Raw genomic sequence first — 18,711 nt, forward strand, 5'->3', positions numbered from 1 at the left:
GAAGCGACCATGGCGGGCAGGTTTTTCGGCGAATGGCAGGTTGGCGACCGGATCGAGCATCCGATCCGACGGACCGTGACCGAAACCGACAATCTGCTCTTCTCGACACTGACCCATAACCCGCAGCCGCTGCACATCGATGCCGAGGCAGCCAAGGCGAGCGAATTCGGCCAGATCCTGGTCAACGGGACCTTCACCTTCGCCTTGATGATCGGCCTGTCGGTGGGCGAAACCACCTTGGGAACACTGCTTGCCAATCTCGGTTACGACAAGCTCGTCATGCCCAAGCCGGTCTTCCTGGGCGACACGTTGCGGGTCGAGACCGAGGTGGCCGAGCTCAAGGCGAGCAAGTCCCGTCCCGGTGCCGGGATCGTCACCTTTCAGCATCGCGCGGTCAATCAGCGTGACGAAGTGGTGTGCTCCTGCCTGCGTATGGCGCTGATCCAGGGGAAGGCTGCTTGATGCGCCTACGTTCGTTGCTGTTCGTGCCGGGCGACCGGCCAGACCGCATGGAAAAGGCGTTGAGCTCGGGTGCCGATGCGCTGATCCTCGACCTCGAGGATGCAGTCGCGCCAGCACGCAAGGCGGAGGCCCGCTTGGCCGTGACGTCTTTCCTGCAGCGGGATCGCTTCATACCGCTGCTGGTGCGGATCAACCCGTTGGGCAGCCCCTATATCGACGACGATCTCGCAGCGATCAGGGCAACGCACGCGGACGCAATCATGCTGCCCAAGGCGGAAGGCGCGGCAAGCATCCGGGCTTTGGCCAATTGGACCGGCCTCCCCATCCTGCCGATCGCGACGGAAACGCCATCGGCGATATTCGCGCTCGGCAGCTATCGGGATGTCGTCGACCGCCTGTTTGGCCTCACCTGGGGTGCCGAGGATTTGCCCGCCGCCATTGGTGCGACCACCGCGCGCGAGCCGGACGGGCGTTACACCGCGCCGATCGAGACGGTGCGCTCTCTGGCACTATTCGCTGCTCATTCCGCCGGCGTGGCGGCAATCGAGACGGTCTACCCTGCCTTTCGTGATCTCGACGGTCTTGCCGCCTATGCCGAACGCGGCGCGCGCGACGGCTTCACCGGCATGATGGCGATCCATCCCGATCAGGTGAGGGTGATCAACCAGGCTTTCACGCCCGGCGATGCCGAGGTCGCAGCGGCGCGTGCGATCGTTGCGGCCTTTGCGGCCGAACCGGAAGCTGGCGTGCTGGCGGTCGACGGGAAGATGGTAGACGCACCGCATCTGGCGCAGGCGCGGCGCGTGCTGGCGCGGGCGGGGGAGGGTGCTTGACCTACCAGACCCTGATCGATGCTGCCTGTCTGGCGCCGCTGGTCGAACAGCAGAAGGTGTTGGTATTCGACTGTCGTTTCGATCTTAGCGATGTAGACGCCGGCCGCGTCGGCTATCTGAGCGGCCATATTCCCGGCGCTTTGTATCTCGATCTGGATCGCGATCTCTCCGGCACCCCCGACGGCGGCAACGGCCGGCATCCTCTTCCGGAGCGGGCCGAGTTCGCCGCTCGCATGGCCGAGCTCGGCTTGAGCCGTGGCGTGCAGGTGGTGAGCTATGACACGTCCGGCGGCTTTTATGCGTCGCGGCTGTGGTGGATGTTGCGCTGGCTTGGTCACCGGGATGTGGCGGTGCTCGACGGAGGCTTGGCGGCGTGGACCGGCGCCGGCCTGGCGCTCGCTTCCGGCGATGAACCGGTTGGCCGGGGCGATTTCGAGATGTCGCCGGAACCCGCCGTGGCTGCGGTAGATGTCGCTGCGGTGGAAGCCAACCTCGAGAGCGGAAACTTCCTGATCGTGGACGCGCGCACGGCCGAGCGTTTTGCCGGCGCGCCGCATCCGCTTGATGATGCTTCGGGCCATATTCCCGGCGCGGCCAACCGCCCCTTCCAGCGAAATCTGACCGCCGAAGGCACGTTCAAGCCCGCGGCCGAGCTGGCGCGCGACTTCAGGGCTGTGCTGGGAGGGATTTCGCCGGAGCAGGTAGTGCATCAATGCGGATCCGGCGTAACGGCCACGCATAACCTGCTGGCGATGGAAGTTGCCGGGCTTACCGGCTCGCGCCTTTATCCCGGCTCATGGAGCGAGTGGACCAGCGATACCACTCGCTCCATTGCCTCCGGTTCGGATTAGTCGAACAGCTTGGCCCAGCCGCGCTTGGCGCGATCCTTCCAGTGGCCGCGATGATAGGCGTCGGACGCCAGCAACGGCACCACGGAACCGGCTTCCGCAAACACCATCTGCTCGATGCCCGTGTTCACCTTGCCCCAGCTCGCGGCTTCCTGCAGCGTCGAGGACGAGCAAGCGCCGTCGCGCACGTCGGCGACCGTGATCTGCACTGCGTATTTGTGCACCTGAACGTCGTCATGGCCGAGAATCTCCGCGCAGACGACCGTGTCCTGCACGAAATTCTTGGGCACGCCGCCGCCAATCATGAGCAGGCCCGTGATGCCCGCCTTGATCTTGATGTCGGTCAGTTCGCGGAAGTCGGCGATCGAATCGATCGTCAGGTAGGGCTTGCCCGCCTTCATCGAATCGACCTGATGCTTGACGAGACCGAAGCCCGCCGAAGAGTCGGTGAAGGCCGGGCAGAAGATCGGCACGTCATGCTCATAAGCGAGCTTGACCAGGCTGTTCTCCTTCTTGCCATGTTCAACCAGATATTTGCCCATCTCGCGGATGAAGGCGCGCGAAGAATAGGCCTTGGGCTCCAGCGTCTCGGCGATCTCGAAGATCGTATGATCGACGTGCTGAAGCTCTTCCTCGTCGATATAGGTGTCGTAGATCCGGTCGATCAGCAGCGAGCGCAGCGTATCATCGTCAGGAATTTCAAGCGCTTGATAATGCTTGTGGCCAAGCCCTTCGAAGAAGTCCATGTCGACGATCGACGCGCCGGTGGCGATGATGCCATCGACCATGTTGGAGCGCACCAGCTCGGCATAAGCGTCCATGCAGCCACCGGCCGAGGTCGAGCCCGCGATCACGAGGAAGATTGTGCAATCCTTGTCGGCGAGCATCTGGTTGTAGATGCCGGTTGCGCGCGCGAGATCGCGGCTGGTGAAGCTCATCTTGCCCATGGCGTCGATGATCGGCCGCGCGTCATAGCTGCGAATGTCGATATGCTCGACGGTGGTGGACAGAAGCTCGGCCTTGCGGGTGTCGTTTACAGTCAAGTCGGTCATGGGAATATCCCCGTGCACATATGAACCGGCGTCGTTGTGGGGACGCGGAAACCCGAAAACGAAGGCCAAGCGGTTGTCCGCCCGGCCTTCGAAACCTCATTACCGTGGGTTGTTACAGCGTGACGACGTTCGACGGACGAGCCTGCTCCGGCACAGCCTGAACATAGGCGCTCGCCATCGGCTCATTGTCCATGATGACGGTTTCCCCGGCGGTGAAACCGTTGAAGCCGGTCCGCATCGCGCAACCGTAAGCGCCGAGCATGCCGATCTCGATATAGTCGCCGGCCTGAACGTCAGCTGGCAGCATGAACGGGCCGACCATATGATCGATATCGTCGCAGGTCGGGCCGTAGAAGCTGAACGCCATGTCCTTGGTGCCGGAAGCTTCCTCCCGCACCAGCTCGACCGGGAAACGCCACGCGACATGCGCCGCATCGAACAAGGCGCCATAAGCACCGTCGTTGATGTAGAGCTGGTCGCCGCGACGCTTCTCGACCCGCACCAGCAGGCTGGCATATTCAGCGCACAATGCGCGGCCGGGCTCGGCCCACAATTCGGCCGAATAGGAAATCGGCAGCGCTTCGAACGCAGCGTGAATGGCGTCGAAATAGGCCTCCAGCGGCGCCGGCTCCATACCAGGATAGATGGACGGGAAGCCGCCGCCGACGTCGATCACGTCAACCGTGACCGCCGCCTCGACGATGGCGTTGCGCACCCGGCCGAGCGCGTTGATGTAGGCCGAGGGCGACATGGTCTGGCTGCCGACATGGAAACAGATGCCGAGCGCGTCGGCCGCCTGACGGGCGGCGAACAGCAGCGCCTTCACCTCGGCCGGTTCGGCGCCGAACTTCGATGCAAGGCTGAGCTTGGCATAATCGGAGGGCACTCGCAGCCGCACGCACAAGGTCAGGTCGGTCGCCTGGCCGGTGGCGCGCATGATCTTTTCCAGCTCCTCGAGCGAGTCGAGCGAGAAGGTGCGCACGCCATGATCGAAATAAGCCTCGCGGATCGCTTCCTCGGCCTTGACCGGGTGCATGAAGCAAAGCGTCGCCCGGGGCGCGATCCGCGCGACCAAGCGCACTTCCGCAATCGATGCGACATCGAAATGCGTGATCCCGCTTTCCCACAAGAGCTGGATCAGCTCGGGCGAGGGGTTGGCCTTGACCGCATAAAGCGACCGGCCGTTAAACTTCTCGACGAAGAAGCGCGCCGCGCGCTGGGCAGCGTGCGGACGAATGAGCGTTACCGGCTGGACCGGGCGCCCGTTGGCGATATCAAGGCTGCTGACAGCCTTGTTCGGGGTGGCAGCTAGCCCCAGCGCGTTATGTTGCTTGTGCAATTCAAGGGACCTCCAGTGCCGCAAGCGAACCTGCGGTCTACAGTTGAAAAAAACTGCCTTGCGGTGGAAGTCCCATGGGGCAGCGGAGGCGCTACATAGGAGGGGGGTCCCCCCATGTAAAGTTGCAATCGCACGACAATTTAAACCGTTCCGAGCTGACAGGATAAAGCGTGAATTTTCAGAGCCATAATGAAAGCAGGACGCCGTCCCGCGCGGGCGTCCTCGCTGCGGCGGAGCGTATCGGTGAAACCGTAACACGCACGCCACTTTTGCCCGTGCCCGAGGGTAGTGGCCGACTGTGGATCAAGGCCGAATCGCTCCAGCTCGGCGGCGCCTTCAAACTGCGCGGCGCTTATAATCGGCTGGCGCAAATGAGCGTCGAGGAGCGCGTTGCGGGCGTGGTCGCCTTCTCGTCAGGCAATCATGCACAGGGCGTGGCACGGGCAGCGCTCATGCTGGGCATGCCCGCCACGATCGTCATGCCGGGCGATGCTCCAGCGGTGAAGCTTAACGCCACGCGGGCGCTGGGCGCGGAGATCGTCCGCTATGACCGCCATAATGAGAGCCGGGAACAGATCGCCGCGGCGATCGCGGCCGAACGCGGTGCGGTGCTGGTGCCCTCATTCGACGATGTCGACGTGATTGAGGGGCAGGGGACGGCAGGGATCGAAATCGCGCAACAGCTCGGTCGCGGCCCCGCGCGGATCGTCATTCCCTGCGGTGGCGGCGGCCTTGCCGCCGGGATCGCCGTGGCCCTGCCCGAGGCGCAGATCATCGTCGCAGAGCCCGAGGGCTGGGACGATATGGGGCGGTCGCTTGCCTTGGGCGGGATTGTCGAAGTGCCGGCAGATGCGCCGTTCACCTCCTGCGACGCCCTGCAGACCAGGCGGGTCGCAGACTTGACGTTCGCTGCGCTGGTGGAGGCTGGCGCGCTTGGGGTATCCGTCAGCGAAGCGGAAGTGCACGCGGCGATGCGATATGCGTTCGGGATAGGATTGGTGGTCGAGCCGGGTGGGGCGGTCGCGCTCGCGGCGTGGCTCGCAGGCAGACTGCCGGAGATTGGCGGCGACACAATCATCGTCTGCTCAGGATCGAATGTCGATCCATCGGCCTATGCGGCGGTGATAGGAGGGGAAGTATGAGCGGGCGCATCAGGGTCGGGATCGGCGGCTGGACATTCGAGCCTTGGCGCGGCTCCTTCTACCCGGCCGGTTGGCCCAAGGCTCGCGAGCTGGAATATGCCTCTACCCATGTGACCGCGATCGAGATCAATGGCACCTTCTATTCGACGCAGAAGCCGGCCACCTGGGCAGATTGGGCGAAGCGCACGCCGGACGGTTTCGTGTTCGCGATCAAGGCCTCGCGTTTCTGTGTGAACCGGCGTGTGCTGTGCGAGGGCGCGGAATCGATCGACAAGTTCATCAACCAGGGTTTGGTTGAGCTCGGTCCCAAACTCGGCCCCATCCTGTGGCAGCTTGCCGGCACGAAACAATTCGATCCCGATGACATTGCGGGCTTCTTGGACATGCTGCCGAAGAGCGTCGGCGGCGTTCCCCTGCGCCACGCGATCGAACCGCGTCATGAGAGTTTCCGTAGCCCGGCGCTGGTGGAAATGGCGCGCAAGGCGGGGGTGGCCATCGTCTTTGCCGACGACGAGGACAAATATCCGCAATTTGCCGATATTACGGGCGACTTCGTCTATGCCCGCCTTCAGAATCAGCGGGAGGAAGAACCGACCGGCTATGCCCCCGCGGCCCTCGATCGTTGGGCCGAAACCGCCAGGGCATGGGCGGCGGGCGCCGCGCCGGAGGGCTACGCCTATATCGACCCGCCGGGCACGAACGCGGGCGGCGCCCGTGATGTCTTCATCTTCATGATCAACGGCGCCAAGGTACGTGCTCCGGCGGCCGCAATGGGCCTGATCGAGCGGCTCGGACAAGCCTGATGCGCACCGTCTCGGATGACGTGGCGGTCAGGCTCTACCACCTCGATGAGGAGGGCGGGGCAGCGATTACGTTGCTATACGGTTCGCTGGCTGAGGCATTGGCCGCTGCTGCCGCGCAGCCCGAGGAGCTTCAGGCAGGACTTTACCTCCAGACCAGCAACGACGTGGTCGCCTATCTGGATTTCCTCGAAGGCTAAAGGGTTGCGGTCCGTCGGCTTTCCGGCGAAAGCGCCGCCTGCTGTCACGGACGCGCCATAATCGCCTCCTACGGCCACGACGGGCAAGAACCGGCAGGGTCGGCCCAATGATAATCGAGAGGATCGGTATCATCCGGGCGGCTGCGCGTGCGCATCCGGCCATCCACCATGACCGCAAGGGGAATTTAGTTGAGCTTCGTTGGTAAGAAATCCGCGTTCGCATGGGGCGCATCGATCGGCGCCATTTTGTGCGCGACCGCCGCAATCGCGCAGGACGCACCTGCTGCGACCGCCGCCGCGTCGAGCGACGATCTTGGCGAAGTGGTCGTCACCGCCCAACGCCGGTCGGAGAATTTGCAGAACGTGCCGGTTTCGGTCGGCGTGATCAGCGGCGCGGATCAGCGCACCTTTACCGCCGGTGGCGACGACACCTTGCTCTCGCTCTCCGGCCGCGTGCCCAGCCTCTATGTGGAATCGACCACCGGCCGCATCTTCCCGCGCTTTTACATTCGCGGTCTCGGCAACATCGATTTCTATCTCGGCGCGTCGCAGCCGGTGTCGATCATACAGGACGATATCGTGCTGGAGCATGTCGTGCTGAAGTCGAATCCGGTGTTCGATGTGGGCCAGGTCGAAGTGCTGCGCGGCCCTCAAGGCTCGCTGTTCGGGCGCAACACGACCGCGGGCATTATCAAGTTCGACACCAATCGTCCGACCCAGACGCTGCAGGGCCAGGCTCAGGCCTCCTATGGCAGCTTCAACACGATCACGTTCGACGGTGGCGTCGGCGGTCCGATCGTAGCCGACAAGGTCGCCTTCCGGCTGTCGGCTTTGTACCAGCATCGCGACGACTACGTCGACAACACCTTCACGGGCACCAGCGCCGACGGCACCGTGACGCCCAAGAAGAACACGATGGGCGGCTTCAACGAGAAGGACGTGCGGCTGCAATTGCTGTTCACGCCGACGGACAAGCTCTCGGTCCTGCTGTCCGGCCATGCCCGCGACTATGACGGTACTGCCACCTTGTTCGAGCGCGGCTACATCAAGAAGGGCTCCAACAAGCCGGTCGGCCCGCGCGACGAGGTTTCGTACGACGAAGCGCAGAACAACCCGCAGGCCTATAAGACCTATGGCGCGTCGGCGCATGTGTCGTACGACTTCGACTTCGCCACTTTGACGTCGATCACCGGCTACGAGACCACATCCGGCTACAGCCGTGGCGACACGGACGGCGGTGCGGCGGCAAACTTCCCGTTCAATGGCGTGGCCAACGGCTTCGGCGAATCCCAGGGCCAGATCCGCGACCTCGATCAGTGGACACAGGAAGTACGCCTCGCCAGCAATGGCCAGGATCGCTTCAAATGGCAGGTCGGGGGCATCTATTTCGACAGCCGCGACACGACCGATTTCTACCAGCGCGGCTATTTCCTGACGACCGCCGCGCGCAACCCGAACAATTGGGTGCGGTTGCACGACATTAACACGTCGTGGGGCATCTTCGGCCAGGTCAGCTATGACATCACCGACAAGCTGACCGTCACCGCCGGCGCGCGCGAGACCAAGGACACCAAGAGTACGCGTCTGCTCAAGACCGCCGATACGGCTGCCGGAGCGGTTACTTATGCCGGCCGCCGCTACGTACGGCTGTCGGACAAGGAGCCGAGCTGGGATGCAAGCCTGCTCTACCAGATCGATCCGAATGTGAGCGTTTACGCGCGGGCGGCACGCGGCTTCCGCGGGCCGACGATCCAAGGCCGTTCGGCTGTATTCAACGCCGATTTCACCACGGCTAATTCGGAAAAGAACACATCGTTCGAAGCCGGCTTCAAGAGCAGCCTGTGGGACAATCGCCTGCGCCTGAATGCAACCGCTTTCGCCTATACGGTCAAGGACATCCAGCTGAACGGCAATGACAGCAACGGCAACGGCGTGCTGTTCAACGCGGATAAGGCGAAGGCCTATGGCCTGGAGGGCGATATCGAGCTGCGCCCGGTTCGCAACCTGACGCTGACCGCCGGCGCGAGCTACCTGCACACGCGCATCGACGACAAGAATGTCTATGCGCAGGCGTGCAGCCTGAACGGCGTGTTGGTCTGCACGGTCGGGGATCCGCTCTTCACCCGCGGCACGGGTACTGGCACGACCTATTTCGCGCAGATCAACGGCAACCCGCTGCCGCAGGCGCCGAAATACAACCTCAACTTTGCCGCACGCTATGACATGCCGCTAAGCGAGAGCGGCAAGCTGTTCGTCGCGACCGACTGGAACGTGCAGGGCTATACCAGCTACGTCCTGTACAAGACCAAGGAGTTCACCTCGAAGGGCAATTTCGAGGGCGGCGCCAAGATCGGGTACAGCGGCAACGATGGCGCGTACGAGATCGCAATCTTCGCGCGCAACATCACCAACGAGAAGAACCTCAAGGGCGTGATCGAGAATTACATGGCGGCGGTCTATAACGATCCGCGCGTCATCGGCGTCTCGGTGTCCGGCAAGTTCTGAACTGTCCTCGCCGCTTGGCGTGACATTACGGGCGGTGGCACTTCGGAGCCGCCGCCCGCTTTCGTTCCGGCCGGGTACGTCAGAAGGTCGAGCGCGCGCGGGCAGGGGACCTGTTGTAGGGGGACAGGGGATACGAGCGGGAGATCGTTATGGATCTGGGGATTGCGGGCAGAACGGCATTGGTGTGCGCTTCGAGCCAGGGTCTTGGTCGCGGCTGTGCGGAGGCGCTGGCTGCTGAAGGCGTGCGGGTCGTCATCAACGGCAGAGAGGAAGGGCGGCTCAACCAGGTTGCGCGTGAAATTACGGCCGCGACGGGGGCAGAGGTCATCCCGGTCGTAGCGGATGTCGGAACGGAGAGTGGCCGCGCGGCCTTGCTCGCCGCTGCCGGGAGCATCGACATTCTCGTCAACAATAATGGCGGCCCGCCAGCCGCCGACTTCGCGACCCTCGGCCACGATCAGCTGCTTGCTGGGATCGAGGCGAATATGCTGACGCCGATAGCGCTGGCGCAGGCGGTGATCCCCGCCATGGTCGAGCGGCGCTTCGGGCGGATCGTCAATATCACCTCCGGATCGGTTAAGATGCCGCTGCCCGGTCTCGATCTGTCGAGCGGCGCGCGGCTGGGCCTCACTGGATTCCTCGCGGGGGTCGCACGTCAGGTCGCCTATGCCAATGTCACCATCAACGGCCTCTTGCCGGGTGCGTTCGACACGGCGCGGATCCACACGCTCGATACGAAGCGAGCGGCGGAGACAGGCGACAGGGTCGAAGATGTTGCCGCGCGGCGGATGGAGGCGATACCCGCGAAAAGGCTGGGAAAGCCCGACGAATTCGGCGCCGTCTGTGCGTTCCTATGCTCGGTTCATGCAGGTTACATCACCGGACAGAATATTCTGCTCGACGGCGGCGCGTTTCCCGGCGTGCTCTGATGAAACAGCGTCGACGGTCAGGTACCCGGCGCGGCTGCAGCGCGCTAACATACGTGAATCAGGCACTTTCTTTGAACTGATCGGCAGTCACCGTGTTCTATCCGAGCGTCGATTGTGTGTCGGTGGGACAGCGAAGGAGCCATGATCATGAGGAAGAGCCTGTGGGTCCTGGGCGGACTGGGTGTTGGGCTGGCAATCGCGGGCGGCTTTGCCGGCAGGGCCGCACTGGCGCGGGCGCGTGGTCCGCTGGAACGGTTGGCGCAGTTCGATCATCAGGTCACAGGTGTCGCGGTCACGCAGGACGGCCGCCGCTTCGTCAACTTTCCTCGCTGGACCGATGACGCGCCGATTTCGGTCGCCGAGCTGATGCCCGACGGATCGCTGCGACCATATCCCGATGAGAAATGGAACAGCTGGCGCAATGCCAAGGCGGCGGAGCTGCCCGTCAGCGACTATTTCGTGTGCGTTCAGTCGGTCGTGCCGGATGGCCATGGCAATCTATGGGTCCTCGACCCCGGAGCGCCCGGCAACGAGAAAATCCTGCCGGGGGCGCCGAAGCTGGTGAAGATCGAACTGGCGAGCGATCGCGTCACCAAGGTGATCCCCGTGCCGGAGGATGTTGCCCTCCAGGGTAGCTATTTGAACGATATACGCTTCTCGCCTGACGGGAAGCTTGCCTACATCACAGACAGCGGAACGCGGGGTGCGATCATCGTCGTCGACCTGGTCGGTGGGAAAAGCTGGCGCACGCTCGACGGCCACGCCTCCACGCAGGTCGACAAGAGCGTCAATGTGATCATCGACGGACGGCAATTGGTCCGCCCGGACGGTCGCCAGCCTATGTTCTCGGCGGACGGCATCGCTCTCTCCAACGACGGTAGGATTCTGTATTATCAGGCGCTTACGGGGAGCACTCTCTACGCGATCGAAACCGCCAAGCTCCAGCAGGATATCACCGAAGCCGTTCGCGCCGCAGCGGTCAGGAACGTCGCCACGACCCATGTGGCGGACGGCCTGTGGATGAGCAAGGCCGGGGTGCTCTACCTGACCTCGCCGACGGACTATTCGATCACACGGCTCAACAAGTTCAAGGTCGAACATGTGTTGACCGATCGCCGGCTGCGTTGGCCAGACACCTTCGCCGAGGACGCCGACGGACGCATCTATGTCACCGCCAGTCACATTCAGGATACGATGTGGTTCAAGCCAGGTGCGCCGCCCTCCGTGCGCACCGCCTTGTTCGCCTTCCAGCCCGACGCTTTGAATTGAGCCCCGCCGCGTATGGCTGCGCCTCGTCAGCGACGATCCGTCTGATAGCCGCGCCGCCGATACCGGGCGCGCTCACTTTCGAACGAGAAGGCGGCCGAGCCCGTATCGCCAAGCGGAACTACGGCGGTTCCATAGGTCGATCGATAGCCGCCCGTGCCGATTTCCACACCCATCTCGCCATGGATGCGGCCGTCCGGCGCAGTGGCGCCATCCAGCGAATGCTGCGGGTGGGTTGCGCCATATTCCAACGCCGCTTCGCGCTGCTCCGGCGTCAGGCGGACGGTACCGGGCAGCGACGGATCGGCGGGAATGGTGCCTGAGAAGAAGGGCGCCTCGGTCGCGACTGCCTGAGCGAGACATGGCGCGGCCACAAAGATGGCGAGCGCGGCGACAGCAATGGTCTTCATGATAACCCTCTTTCGCATCATCATAAGACCGCTGCGCCTGTCGCGCCGCTGAACGACGCGACAGCAGGTCGATTGTTCAACGCGGTCCACGTCGCTCGCGATGGCCGTGTAACGGTACGACATTGTCCTCGTTTTCGCCATTGCCCAGCTCGTTCAATGCCTCGGCCAGCTCGAGCAACCCAAACGGCTTGTTGAGACGCGGCAGGCCCAGCACCGGTTCGGCCACGCCGGTATAACCGGTGACCAGCAGGATCGGCAGTCCGGGCCGGTCGCGGCGGATCCGGCGCGCCAGTTCGCCGCCATCCATACGAGGCATCTTATAGTCGGTAATGACGGCGTCGACCTCCAGACCCGTTTCGAGCTTGGCGAGCGCTTCCTCGCCTCCGGCGGCCTCGATCACCTCGTGGCCGAGGTCCCGCATCATTTCGGCCGTACCCTTGCGGACCAACTCTTCGTCATCGACGAACAGGATCGTCATGAGCTGGTTTTGTGGGGCAGGGCGGCCGCCGCCACGGGCCTGATCGGCGCGGCGCGGCTGGTGCGTAATGGGCAAGTAAAGATCGGCGCGGGTTCCGTTGCCTGGGCTGCTGGATAGGGTGAACGCCCCGTTGAGCTGTCCGGCGAGACCGTGCACCATCGACAGGCCGAGTCCGGTGCCGCGGCCCGTCTCCTTGGTCGAGAAGAAGGGTTCGACCGCGCGTGCCAGCGTCGGCCCGTCCATGCCCTCACCGGAGTCGATCACGGAAAGCCGGACATACAGGCCAGGCGCGAGCTTTGCGTCTTCGCCGGGGCTCACCAGCGCCTGATCACAAGCGACCGTCAGCACTCCTCCCTCGGGCATTGCGTCGCGCGCGTTGACGCACAGGTTGAGAAGCGCCAGCTCGAGTTGATTGGGATCGGCCAGCGCACGCGGCAGATCCGCAGCGCAATGCAAGCGCAGCTCGATCGTGGGCCCAACCGAGCTGACGATCAGGTCGCGCATGCCGTTCAGCAGCTCGCCGACATCGACCGCGTCGGTTTGCAGTACCTGGCGGCGTGCGAAGCCCAGCAGCCGCTGCACCAGCGTCTTGGCTCGCTCGCCGGATTGCAGGGCATGGCCGATCAACCGGTCGATGCGGGCGTCATTGCCGGCGACCTTGTGCTGGAGCAGATCGAGCGCTCCGATGATCGGCGTCAGCAGGTTGTTGAAATCATGCGCCACGCCGCCGGTCAGCTGGCCCAGCGTCTCCAGCTTCTGTGCTTCGTGCAACTGCTCGACCGCCTGTTCGCGCTCGCGCGTCCGCTCCTCGACGCGCCGTTCAAGATCGGCGGCAAGCGAATGTAATTCCTCAAGTCGTGCCCGCGCATCATATTGCCGCTGGCGGCCGCGCCGCGCTGCTTGCGCCAGGCTGATCAACGTCGTGGGGTGAAACGGACGCTCCAGGAACGTGACGTTGCCGAGCATATCCAGATAGCGGCCGGCCGCCGGATTACGTTCGAGCCCGCCGCCACGCACCGTCAGCAGAATGAAAGGAAAATCCGACCATTCGGGTTGTGTCTGGATCCACTGCGACAAAGCGTTGAGATCAGCGTCCCTCAACGCTTCTTCGGTAATCACGCCAAAGCCGGCACCGGCCTTCAGTTCGTCGAGCAGCATGGTGACCGAGCTGCAGACGATGCTGGCAAATCCCTTCTCCGCCAGCATCGCCGCAGCGATGCCCGCGTCGCGTCCCTGCGGTGCCAGGATCAAAGCGCGTTCGGAAAGATGCGGGATCAATCCTCATCCGCCTCGAGTAAACGCGTGCCGGTTTCGACGAGCGTCGGCACGCCGCGCAAAACGCCCTGAAACCCAATGAGAGGCTCGCCCAACGTCACGCCGTGATTGTCGATGCGATATTCGCGGATCGTGTCCTCATGGGCCCCAGTGCGCTTCTTGATGACCGATATGGCGCGGCGCACCCGTCCTTGTGCTTCGAAATAGCGGAGCAGGATGACCGTATCGGCCAGATAGGTAACGTCGACGGGGGCTCGCATGTCCCCGACCAGCCCGTGCTGAGCTACGGTCAGGAAGGTCGAAACCCCCTGTCGGTTCAGATATTGCAACAGCTCGTGCATATGCAGCACCAGCGCCTGCTCGGCGGGCATGGCTGCCTGATAGCCATTGAGGCTGTCGATCACGAGCGTGCGCGCTTCATATACTTCCACGCAGCGGCGCACGCGCTCCGAAAACTCGCCGGGACTGAGCTCGGCCGCATCGACCTGCTCGATGACCAGCTTATCGGCGTCGACGAGCGCTTGAAGGTCGACACCCATGCTCTTCGCGCGAGCGAACAATACCCCCAGTTCTTCGTCGAAGACGAACATCGCCGCGCGCTCCCCGCGGGCGATCGCGGCGGATATGAACGTCAATGTCAGCAGCGATTTGCCAGTCCCCGCCGGTCCAAGGATCAGCACGCTCGATCCGCGTTCGATCCCCCCGCCGAGCAATGCATCGAGCTGGGGTAAATGGCTGCCAAGCGGCTCACGGGAGAAATCGGTCTTGTGCTCGGCCGATACCAATCTTGGGAAAACCCGCACCCCGCCAGTGTCGATTACGAAATCGTGGTAACCACCGCGATATTTCTGTCCGCGATATTTAACGACGCGCATGCGCCGCCGCTCGGCGCCGTAATCCGGGGAAAGCTCCTCAAGACGAAAGACGCCGTGGGCGATGCTGTGCATTGTCCGGTCCGTCGCCTCGGCGGTCATGTCGTCAAGCATGAGCACGGTGGCATCGTGGCGTGAGAAATAATGCTTAAGGGCGAGGATCTGCCGTCGATAGCGGAGCGAGCTCTGCGCCAGCAGGCGGATTTCGGAAAGGCTGTCGATTACCACCCGCTGCGGCTTCAGCGCCTCGAACCGCTCGAAGATGCGCTTGGTAGTTTCGCCCAGTTCCAAGTCCGAGGAGTAGAGCAGGCTTTGCTGCTGGTCCTCGTCGAGCAGGCTTTCGGGAGGGATCAGTTCGAAAATCTCAACGCCATCGAGCGGCCAGCCGTGCGAGGCGGCGCCGGCGCGAAACTCAACCTCGGTTTCGGACAGCGTGATATAGAGCGTACGTTCGCCGGCTGCGGCGCCCGAAATCAGCCACTGCGTCGCGATCGTCGTCTTACCGGTGCCAGGCGAACCTTCCAGCAGGAATAGCCGCGCACGCGCCAATCCGCGAGTGATATCGTCCAGCCCTGCAATGCCAAAGAGCGCCTGGTTGGGTGCCTCAGTCAACCGATACTCCTAAAAAAATCGCTTGGTGAACGCGCGCTCTCGCGAGAGGTTCATACCGATAGGGAAACAGGCCATTTCGAGCAATTGACGTCGATCAACTCATGACTGCCCGGCCGCACTATCACGTGCGTTTAATTTGTCGCTTTTGCCTATACAGGGAAGAAACGGCTCCCCTTAGCGTGCCAATCAAGCGGCCGCTTTTTCCCGCTCGCGCATTTCCTGGTTGAGCATTTCGGCGAGCAGGAACGCCAATTCGATACTTTGGCTCGCATTGAGGCGCGGGTCGCAATGCGTGTGGTAGCGATCCGCCAAGCCTTGTTCGGTTACCGCGATCGCACCGCCCGTGCATTCGGTGACATTCTGGCCGGTCATCTCGGCATGGATGCCGCCGCCATGGGTGCCTTCGGCGCGATGGACCGCGAAGAAGCCGCGCACTTCTGCCAATATCCGCTCGAACGGCCGCGTCTTGTAGCCGTTGGCCGCCTTTACGACGTTGCCGTGCATCGGATCGCAGCTCCACACGACCGGCCGGCCCTCGCGCTTCACGGCGCGTACCAGCGCGGGCAGCCCTGCCTCAATCTTGTCGTAGCCGTAACGCGTGATGAGCGTGATGCGGCCGGGCTGGCGCGCCGGATCGAGCGTATCGAGCAGGCGCAGCAGCACGTCAGGATCCAGGCTCGGGCCGCATTTGATGCCGATCGGGTTTCCGACCCCGCGCAGATATTCGACATGGGCGGACCCCAGGAAGCGCGTGCGATCGCCGATCCACAACATGTGCGCACTGGTATCGTACCAATCGCCGGTCAGGCTGTCCTGACGGGTCAGGGCCTGCTCATACTGCAGCAGCAAAGCTTCATGGCTGGTGTAGAAGCTGGTCGCGCGCAATTGCGGGACCGTTTCCGGATTTACCCCGCATGCGGCCATGAAGCTCAATGCCTCGCCGATGCGATCCGCCAGCTGCTGATATTGCGCCGCCCAGGCCGAGCGTCCCATAAAATCGAGCGTCCAGGCGTGAACCTGCTGGAGATTGGCATAGCCGCCCTGAGCAAACGCCCGCAGCAGATTAAGCGTCGCTGCCGACTGGCTGTAGGCTTTGACCATCCGCTCCGGATTGGGCGCACGGCTTTCCGGCGTGAAGGCGATGTCGTTGACGTTATCGCCACGATAAGAAGGAAGGCTGACGCCGTTTATTTCCTCCATGTCGGAAGAACGCGGCTTGGCGAACTGGCCCGCCATGCGGCCGACCTTCACCACCGGCAGCTTCGACGCGTAGGTCAGCACCACCGCCATCTGCAGGATGACGCGAAACGTATCGCGGATATTGTTGGGATGGAATTCGGCAAAGCTCTCCGCGCAATCGCCACCCTGGAGCAGAAACGCCTTGCCGGCGGCGACCTGCGCCAGATCGGCGGTCAATGCGCGCGCTTCACCTGCAAATACCAGTGGCGGGTAATGACCGAGTTCCGCTTCGGCCGCGGCCAAAGCCTGCGGATCGGGGTAGGTCGGGAGCTGCCGCGCCTCGTGCGCACGCCAGCTTTCGGGAGTCCAGTTCGTCGCCATGATCAATGTTCCTCGCGCCGCATTTCGCGGATGGGACGCGCAATGGCAAGGATAAGCCTGCTTGGGGCCGGCGCAGACTGGGTTGGGCTATCGCAGGGTCACCCGCCATTCCCAACGCAGCGGATCACCATCCATCACGTCGACGCCCGCCGCTATGAGCGCGTCGCGGATGGCGTCCGAACGCGCGAAATCCTTGGCAGCGCGCGCCTGCTGCCGTTCGTCGAGCTGCGCTTCGATCGCCTCGGGGGCAAGCGCGGCCTCCGCTGGTGCAATGCGTAGCTCGCCGCGTGCGATGTCACGCAGCCGCAGGCCGAGCGTCGTATCGAATGCGGCGATCGTCGCTCGCCTGTCGGCCGGCGATAGCCGCTTGTCGGCAAGCAGCTCGTCAAGCGCGACCAAGGCCATTGGTGTGTTCAAATCGTCCGACAGCGCCGCGTCGAGGCAAGCGAGATAGGCTGGATCGGCATCGCCATCCTCCACGCCGAGCTTTCCGACCGTCATGACAAGGCGCTTGAGGCGGGTAAGGGCGGCCGCGACCGCATCCGCGCTGAATTCCAGTTCGGACCTGTAATGCGCCGACAGGCATAACAGGCGATAGGCGAGGGGATGGACACCGGCGTCGATGAGCGACTGCAATGTGGTGAAACCGCCGGCGGACTTAGACATCTTGCCGCCGCGATCGACCAGGAAATTATTGTGCATCCAGAAGCGCGCGCCGGTGAAACCGGGCTGCTCGGTGGTGCAACCGCAATAAGCCTGGTTTTGCGCAATTTCGTTGGGGTGGTGGATCTCGCGATGATCGATGCCGCCAGTATGAATGTCGAACGGCTCGGGCCCCAGATATTTGAGGCTCATCACCGAACATTCGAGATGCCAACCGGGCGCGCCGCGGCCCCACGGCGAATCCCATTCCATTTGACGCTGCTCCCCGGGCGGCGATTTGCGCCAAATCGCGAAATCCTGGGGGTTGCGCTTGCCGGACACCGGATCGATCCGACTCTCACCCTCGTCCGAGACGGCGCGTGCGAGCAGGCCGTAATCCGGCACGGTCTTTACGTCGAAATAGAGGCCGCTCTCGATTTCATAGCAATGCGCCGGCGCGATCTTCTCGGCGAATGCGATCATGTCGGCGATATGGTCGGTGGCAACCGACCATAAACTCGGGTCGAGGATGTTGAGATCGGCGAGGTTGCGCTTGAAGGCGGCGGTATAGAAGGCGGCAACCTCCCAGATATCCTTGCCGAGCCCGGCCGCGGCCAGCTCCATCTTGTCTTCGCCCGCATCCGCATCCGACGTGAGGTGGCCGACGTCGGTGATGTTGATCACATGGCGCACCGGATAGCCTTTCCAGGCAAGCGTGCGCCGCAAAGTATCGGTGAAGACATAAGCGCGCAAATTACCGAGGTGCGCGAAATTATAGACGGTGGGCCCGCAGCTATAGACGCGCGCGGTCACACCGTCGCCCGGCGTAAACGGTTCGAGGCTGCGTGTCAGGCTGTTGAACAGGGTAAGCTGGCTTGCGGTCATTGCGGGATCGTTAGCGTGTGGCCTCGCGCGCGTCATCCCGCGCAGGCGCAAAAGAAAACGGGCGCCCGATATCGGACGCCCGCTCCTTATTCCTTAACCGCCCGAAGACGGCGCGGATTACTGCTTGTTGTCTTCGACGGCGTCAGCCGCGTCATGCGCATTGTCAGCAGCATTGTCGAGCGAGGCAGCAGCCGCGTCAGTCGACGCGTTGTCGGCCAGGTCCTCAAGATTCTCACCCGCGTTGTCGAGGGCGTTGGCGGTCGCGTCGGTCGCGTTTTCCGCCGGGGTTTGCTTGCTGCATGCGGCCAGAGACATCAGGCCGGCAGCGGCGAGAACAAAGACAACCTTCTTCATCCGAACTGCTCCACGTAATTATTTCGGGCCCGGCCCGAATGCCGTCCCGTTCGCTCCATTAGCCTACGAGTTTTGCCCGTCAACGCCGAATTTAGCGCACCCCCAACTCGCTTGACCGTATTTTGTTGCGCCGCAGCATCAAATGCGCAACCTTTTGGCAGTTGAAGATTTGTTCATAAACACCACCTGATGAGCGCGGTTTTGTCCGGATCGCGCGCGGCAGAAGCGGTAGAGCGGCACAACGGAA

At 63.2% G+C, this 18,711-nt stretch carries 17 protein-coding genes; 9 read left to right on the forward strand and 8 right to left on the reverse strand.

The features are described 5' to 3' along the window. The first annotated feature begins 9 nt into the window (after positions 1-9). The 3 genes from DX905_RS00885 to DX905_RS00895 are packed head-to-tail and all read left to right on the forward strand — an operon-like array spanning position 10 to position 2,146. Positions 10-462 carry a MaoC family dehydratase gene (locus tag DX905_RS00885; protein ID WP_116089650.1) on the forward strand — a complete coding sequence of 151 codons (453 nt, stop codon included), beginning with the start codon at positions 10-12 and terminating at the stop codon, positions 460-462. Continuing rightward, the gene (locus DX905_RS00890; protein ID WP_116089651.1) at positions 462-1,295 is read left to right on the forward strand and encodes an HpcH/HpaI aldolase/citrate lyase family protein; all 834 of its coding nucleotides are present in this window, start codon (positions 462-464) and stop codon (positions 1,293-1,295) included. The genes DX905_RS00885 and DX905_RS00890 overlap by 1 nt, the downstream gene beginning before the upstream one ends. After that, the gene (locus tag DX905_RS00895) at positions 1,292-2,146 is read left to right on the forward strand and encodes a sulfurtransferase (protein WP_116089652.1); all 855 of its coding nucleotides are present in this window, start codon (positions 1,292-1,294) and stop codon (positions 2,144-2,146) included. Before DX905_RS00890 ends, DX905_RS00895 begins: the two co-directional genes overlap by 4 nt. Here the strand turns inward: DX905_RS00895 and DX905_RS00900 are convergent. Both DX905_RS00900 and DX905_RS00905 read right to left on the reverse strand, forming a co-directional pair. After that, complete coding sequence (locus tag DX905_RS00900) at positions 2,143-3,195, reverse strand: 1,9-bis(guanidino)-5-aza-nonane synthase (protein WP_116089653.1); 1,053 nt, start codon at positions 3,193-3,195, stop codon at positions 2,143-2,145. The two genes, DX905_RS00895 and DX905_RS00900, sit on opposite strands and share 4 nt — an antisense overlap. A gap of 112 nt (positions 3,196-3,307) precedes the next feature. Then, positions 3,308-4,534, reverse strand: coding sequence for a type III PLP-dependent enzyme (locus DX905_RS00905; RefSeq protein ID WP_116089654.1), 1,227 nt, complete (start codon positions 4,532-4,534; stop codon positions 3,308-3,310). Between the two features lie 170 nt (positions 4,535-4,704). Between DX905_RS00905 and DX905_RS00910 the strand changes: the two genes are divergently transcribed. The 6 genes from DX905_RS00910 to DX905_RS00935 all read left to right on the forward strand — a co-directional run bounded on the left by DX905_RS00910 (position 4,705) and on the right by DX905_RS00935 (position 11,379). After that, entirely contained in the window at positions 4,705-5,676 is a 972-nt protein-coding gene (locus tag DX905_RS00910) for a threonine ammonia-lyase (RefSeq protein WP_116089655.1), read from the forward strand. Next, entirely contained in the window at positions 5,673-6,479 is an 807-nt protein-coding gene (locus DX905_RS00915; RefSeq protein ID WP_116089656.1) for a DUF72 domain-containing protein, read from the forward strand. Before DX905_RS00910 ends, DX905_RS00915 begins: the two co-directional genes overlap by 4 nt. Beyond that, positions 6,479-6,676 (forward strand): hypothetical protein, encoded by a 198-nt coding sequence (locus tag DX905_RS00920; protein WP_116089657.1) that lies wholly within the window; start codon positions 6,479-6,481, stop codon positions 6,674-6,676. Before DX905_RS00915 ends, DX905_RS00920 begins: the two co-directional genes overlap by 1 nt. A 189-nt stretch (positions 6,677-6,865) precedes the next feature. Then, complete coding sequence (locus DX905_RS00925) at positions 6,866-9,181, forward strand: TonB-dependent receptor (RefSeq protein WP_116089658.1); 2,316 nt, start codon at positions 6,866-6,868, stop codon at positions 9,179-9,181. 149 nt (positions 9,182-9,330) lie between these two features. After that, the gene (locus tag DX905_RS00930) at positions 9,331-10,110 is read left to right on the forward strand and encodes an SDR family oxidoreductase (RefSeq protein WP_116089659.1); all 780 of its coding nucleotides are present in this window, start codon (positions 9,331-9,333) and stop codon (positions 10,108-10,110) included. A 147-nt stretch (positions 10,111-10,257) separates the two neighbouring features. Beyond that, entirely contained in the window at positions 10,258-11,379 is a 1,122-nt protein-coding gene (locus DX905_RS00935) for a major royal jelly family protein (protein WP_240320668.1), read from the forward strand. A 26-nt stretch (positions 11,380-11,405) separates the two neighbouring features. Here DX905_RS00935 and DX905_RS00940 read toward each other — a convergent pair whose 3' ends face one another. The 6 genes from DX905_RS00940 to DX905_RS00965 form a co-directional block, all read right to left on the reverse strand. After that, positions 11,406-11,786 carry a hypothetical protein gene (locus DX905_RS00940; protein WP_116089661.1) on the reverse strand — a complete coding sequence of 127 codons (381 nt, stop codon included), beginning with the start codon at positions 11,784-11,786 and terminating at the stop codon, positions 11,406-11,408. Between the two features lie 76 nt (positions 11,787-11,862). Continuing rightward, positions 11,863-13,542 carry a response regulator gene (locus DX905_RS00945; protein ID WP_116089662.1) on the reverse strand — a complete coding sequence of 560 codons (1,680 nt, stop codon included), beginning with the start codon at positions 13,540-13,542 and terminating at the stop codon, positions 11,863-11,865. Then, positions 13,539-14,990, reverse strand: a complete 1,452-nt coding sequence (locus DX905_RS00950; protein WP_116092225.1) for an ATPase domain-containing protein — start codon at positions 14,988-14,990, stop codon at positions 13,539-13,541. The genes DX905_RS00945 and DX905_RS00950 overlap by 4 nt, the downstream gene beginning before the upstream one ends. 219 nt (positions 14,991-15,209) lie before the next feature. Next, entirely contained in the window at positions 15,210-16,583 is a 1,374-nt protein-coding gene (locus DX905_RS00955; RefSeq protein WP_116092226.1) for a class II 3-deoxy-7-phosphoheptulonate synthase, read from the reverse strand. A gap of 87 nt (positions 16,584-16,670) precedes the next feature. Continuing rightward, positions 16,671-18,110 carry a cysteine--tRNA ligase gene (cysS, locus tag DX905_RS00960; RefSeq protein ID WP_116089663.1) on the reverse strand — a complete coding sequence of 480 codons (1,440 nt, stop codon included), beginning with the start codon at positions 18,108-18,110 and terminating at the stop codon, positions 16,671-16,673. A gap of 117 nt (positions 18,111-18,227) precedes the next feature. Then, a complete protein-coding gene (locus DX905_RS00965) occupies positions 18,228-18,464 on the reverse strand; it encodes a hypothetical protein (RefSeq protein ID WP_116089664.1) in 237 nt (78 codons plus the stop codon). Positions 18,465-18,711: the final 247 nt, after the last annotated feature.

The sequence above is a fragment of the Sphingomonas crusticola genome (assembly GCF_003391115.1).
In the GTDB taxonomy this organism is placed as follows: Bacteria; Pseudomonadota; Alphaproteobacteria; order Sphingomonadales; family Sphingomonadaceae; genus Sphingomonas_I; species Sphingomonas_I crusticola.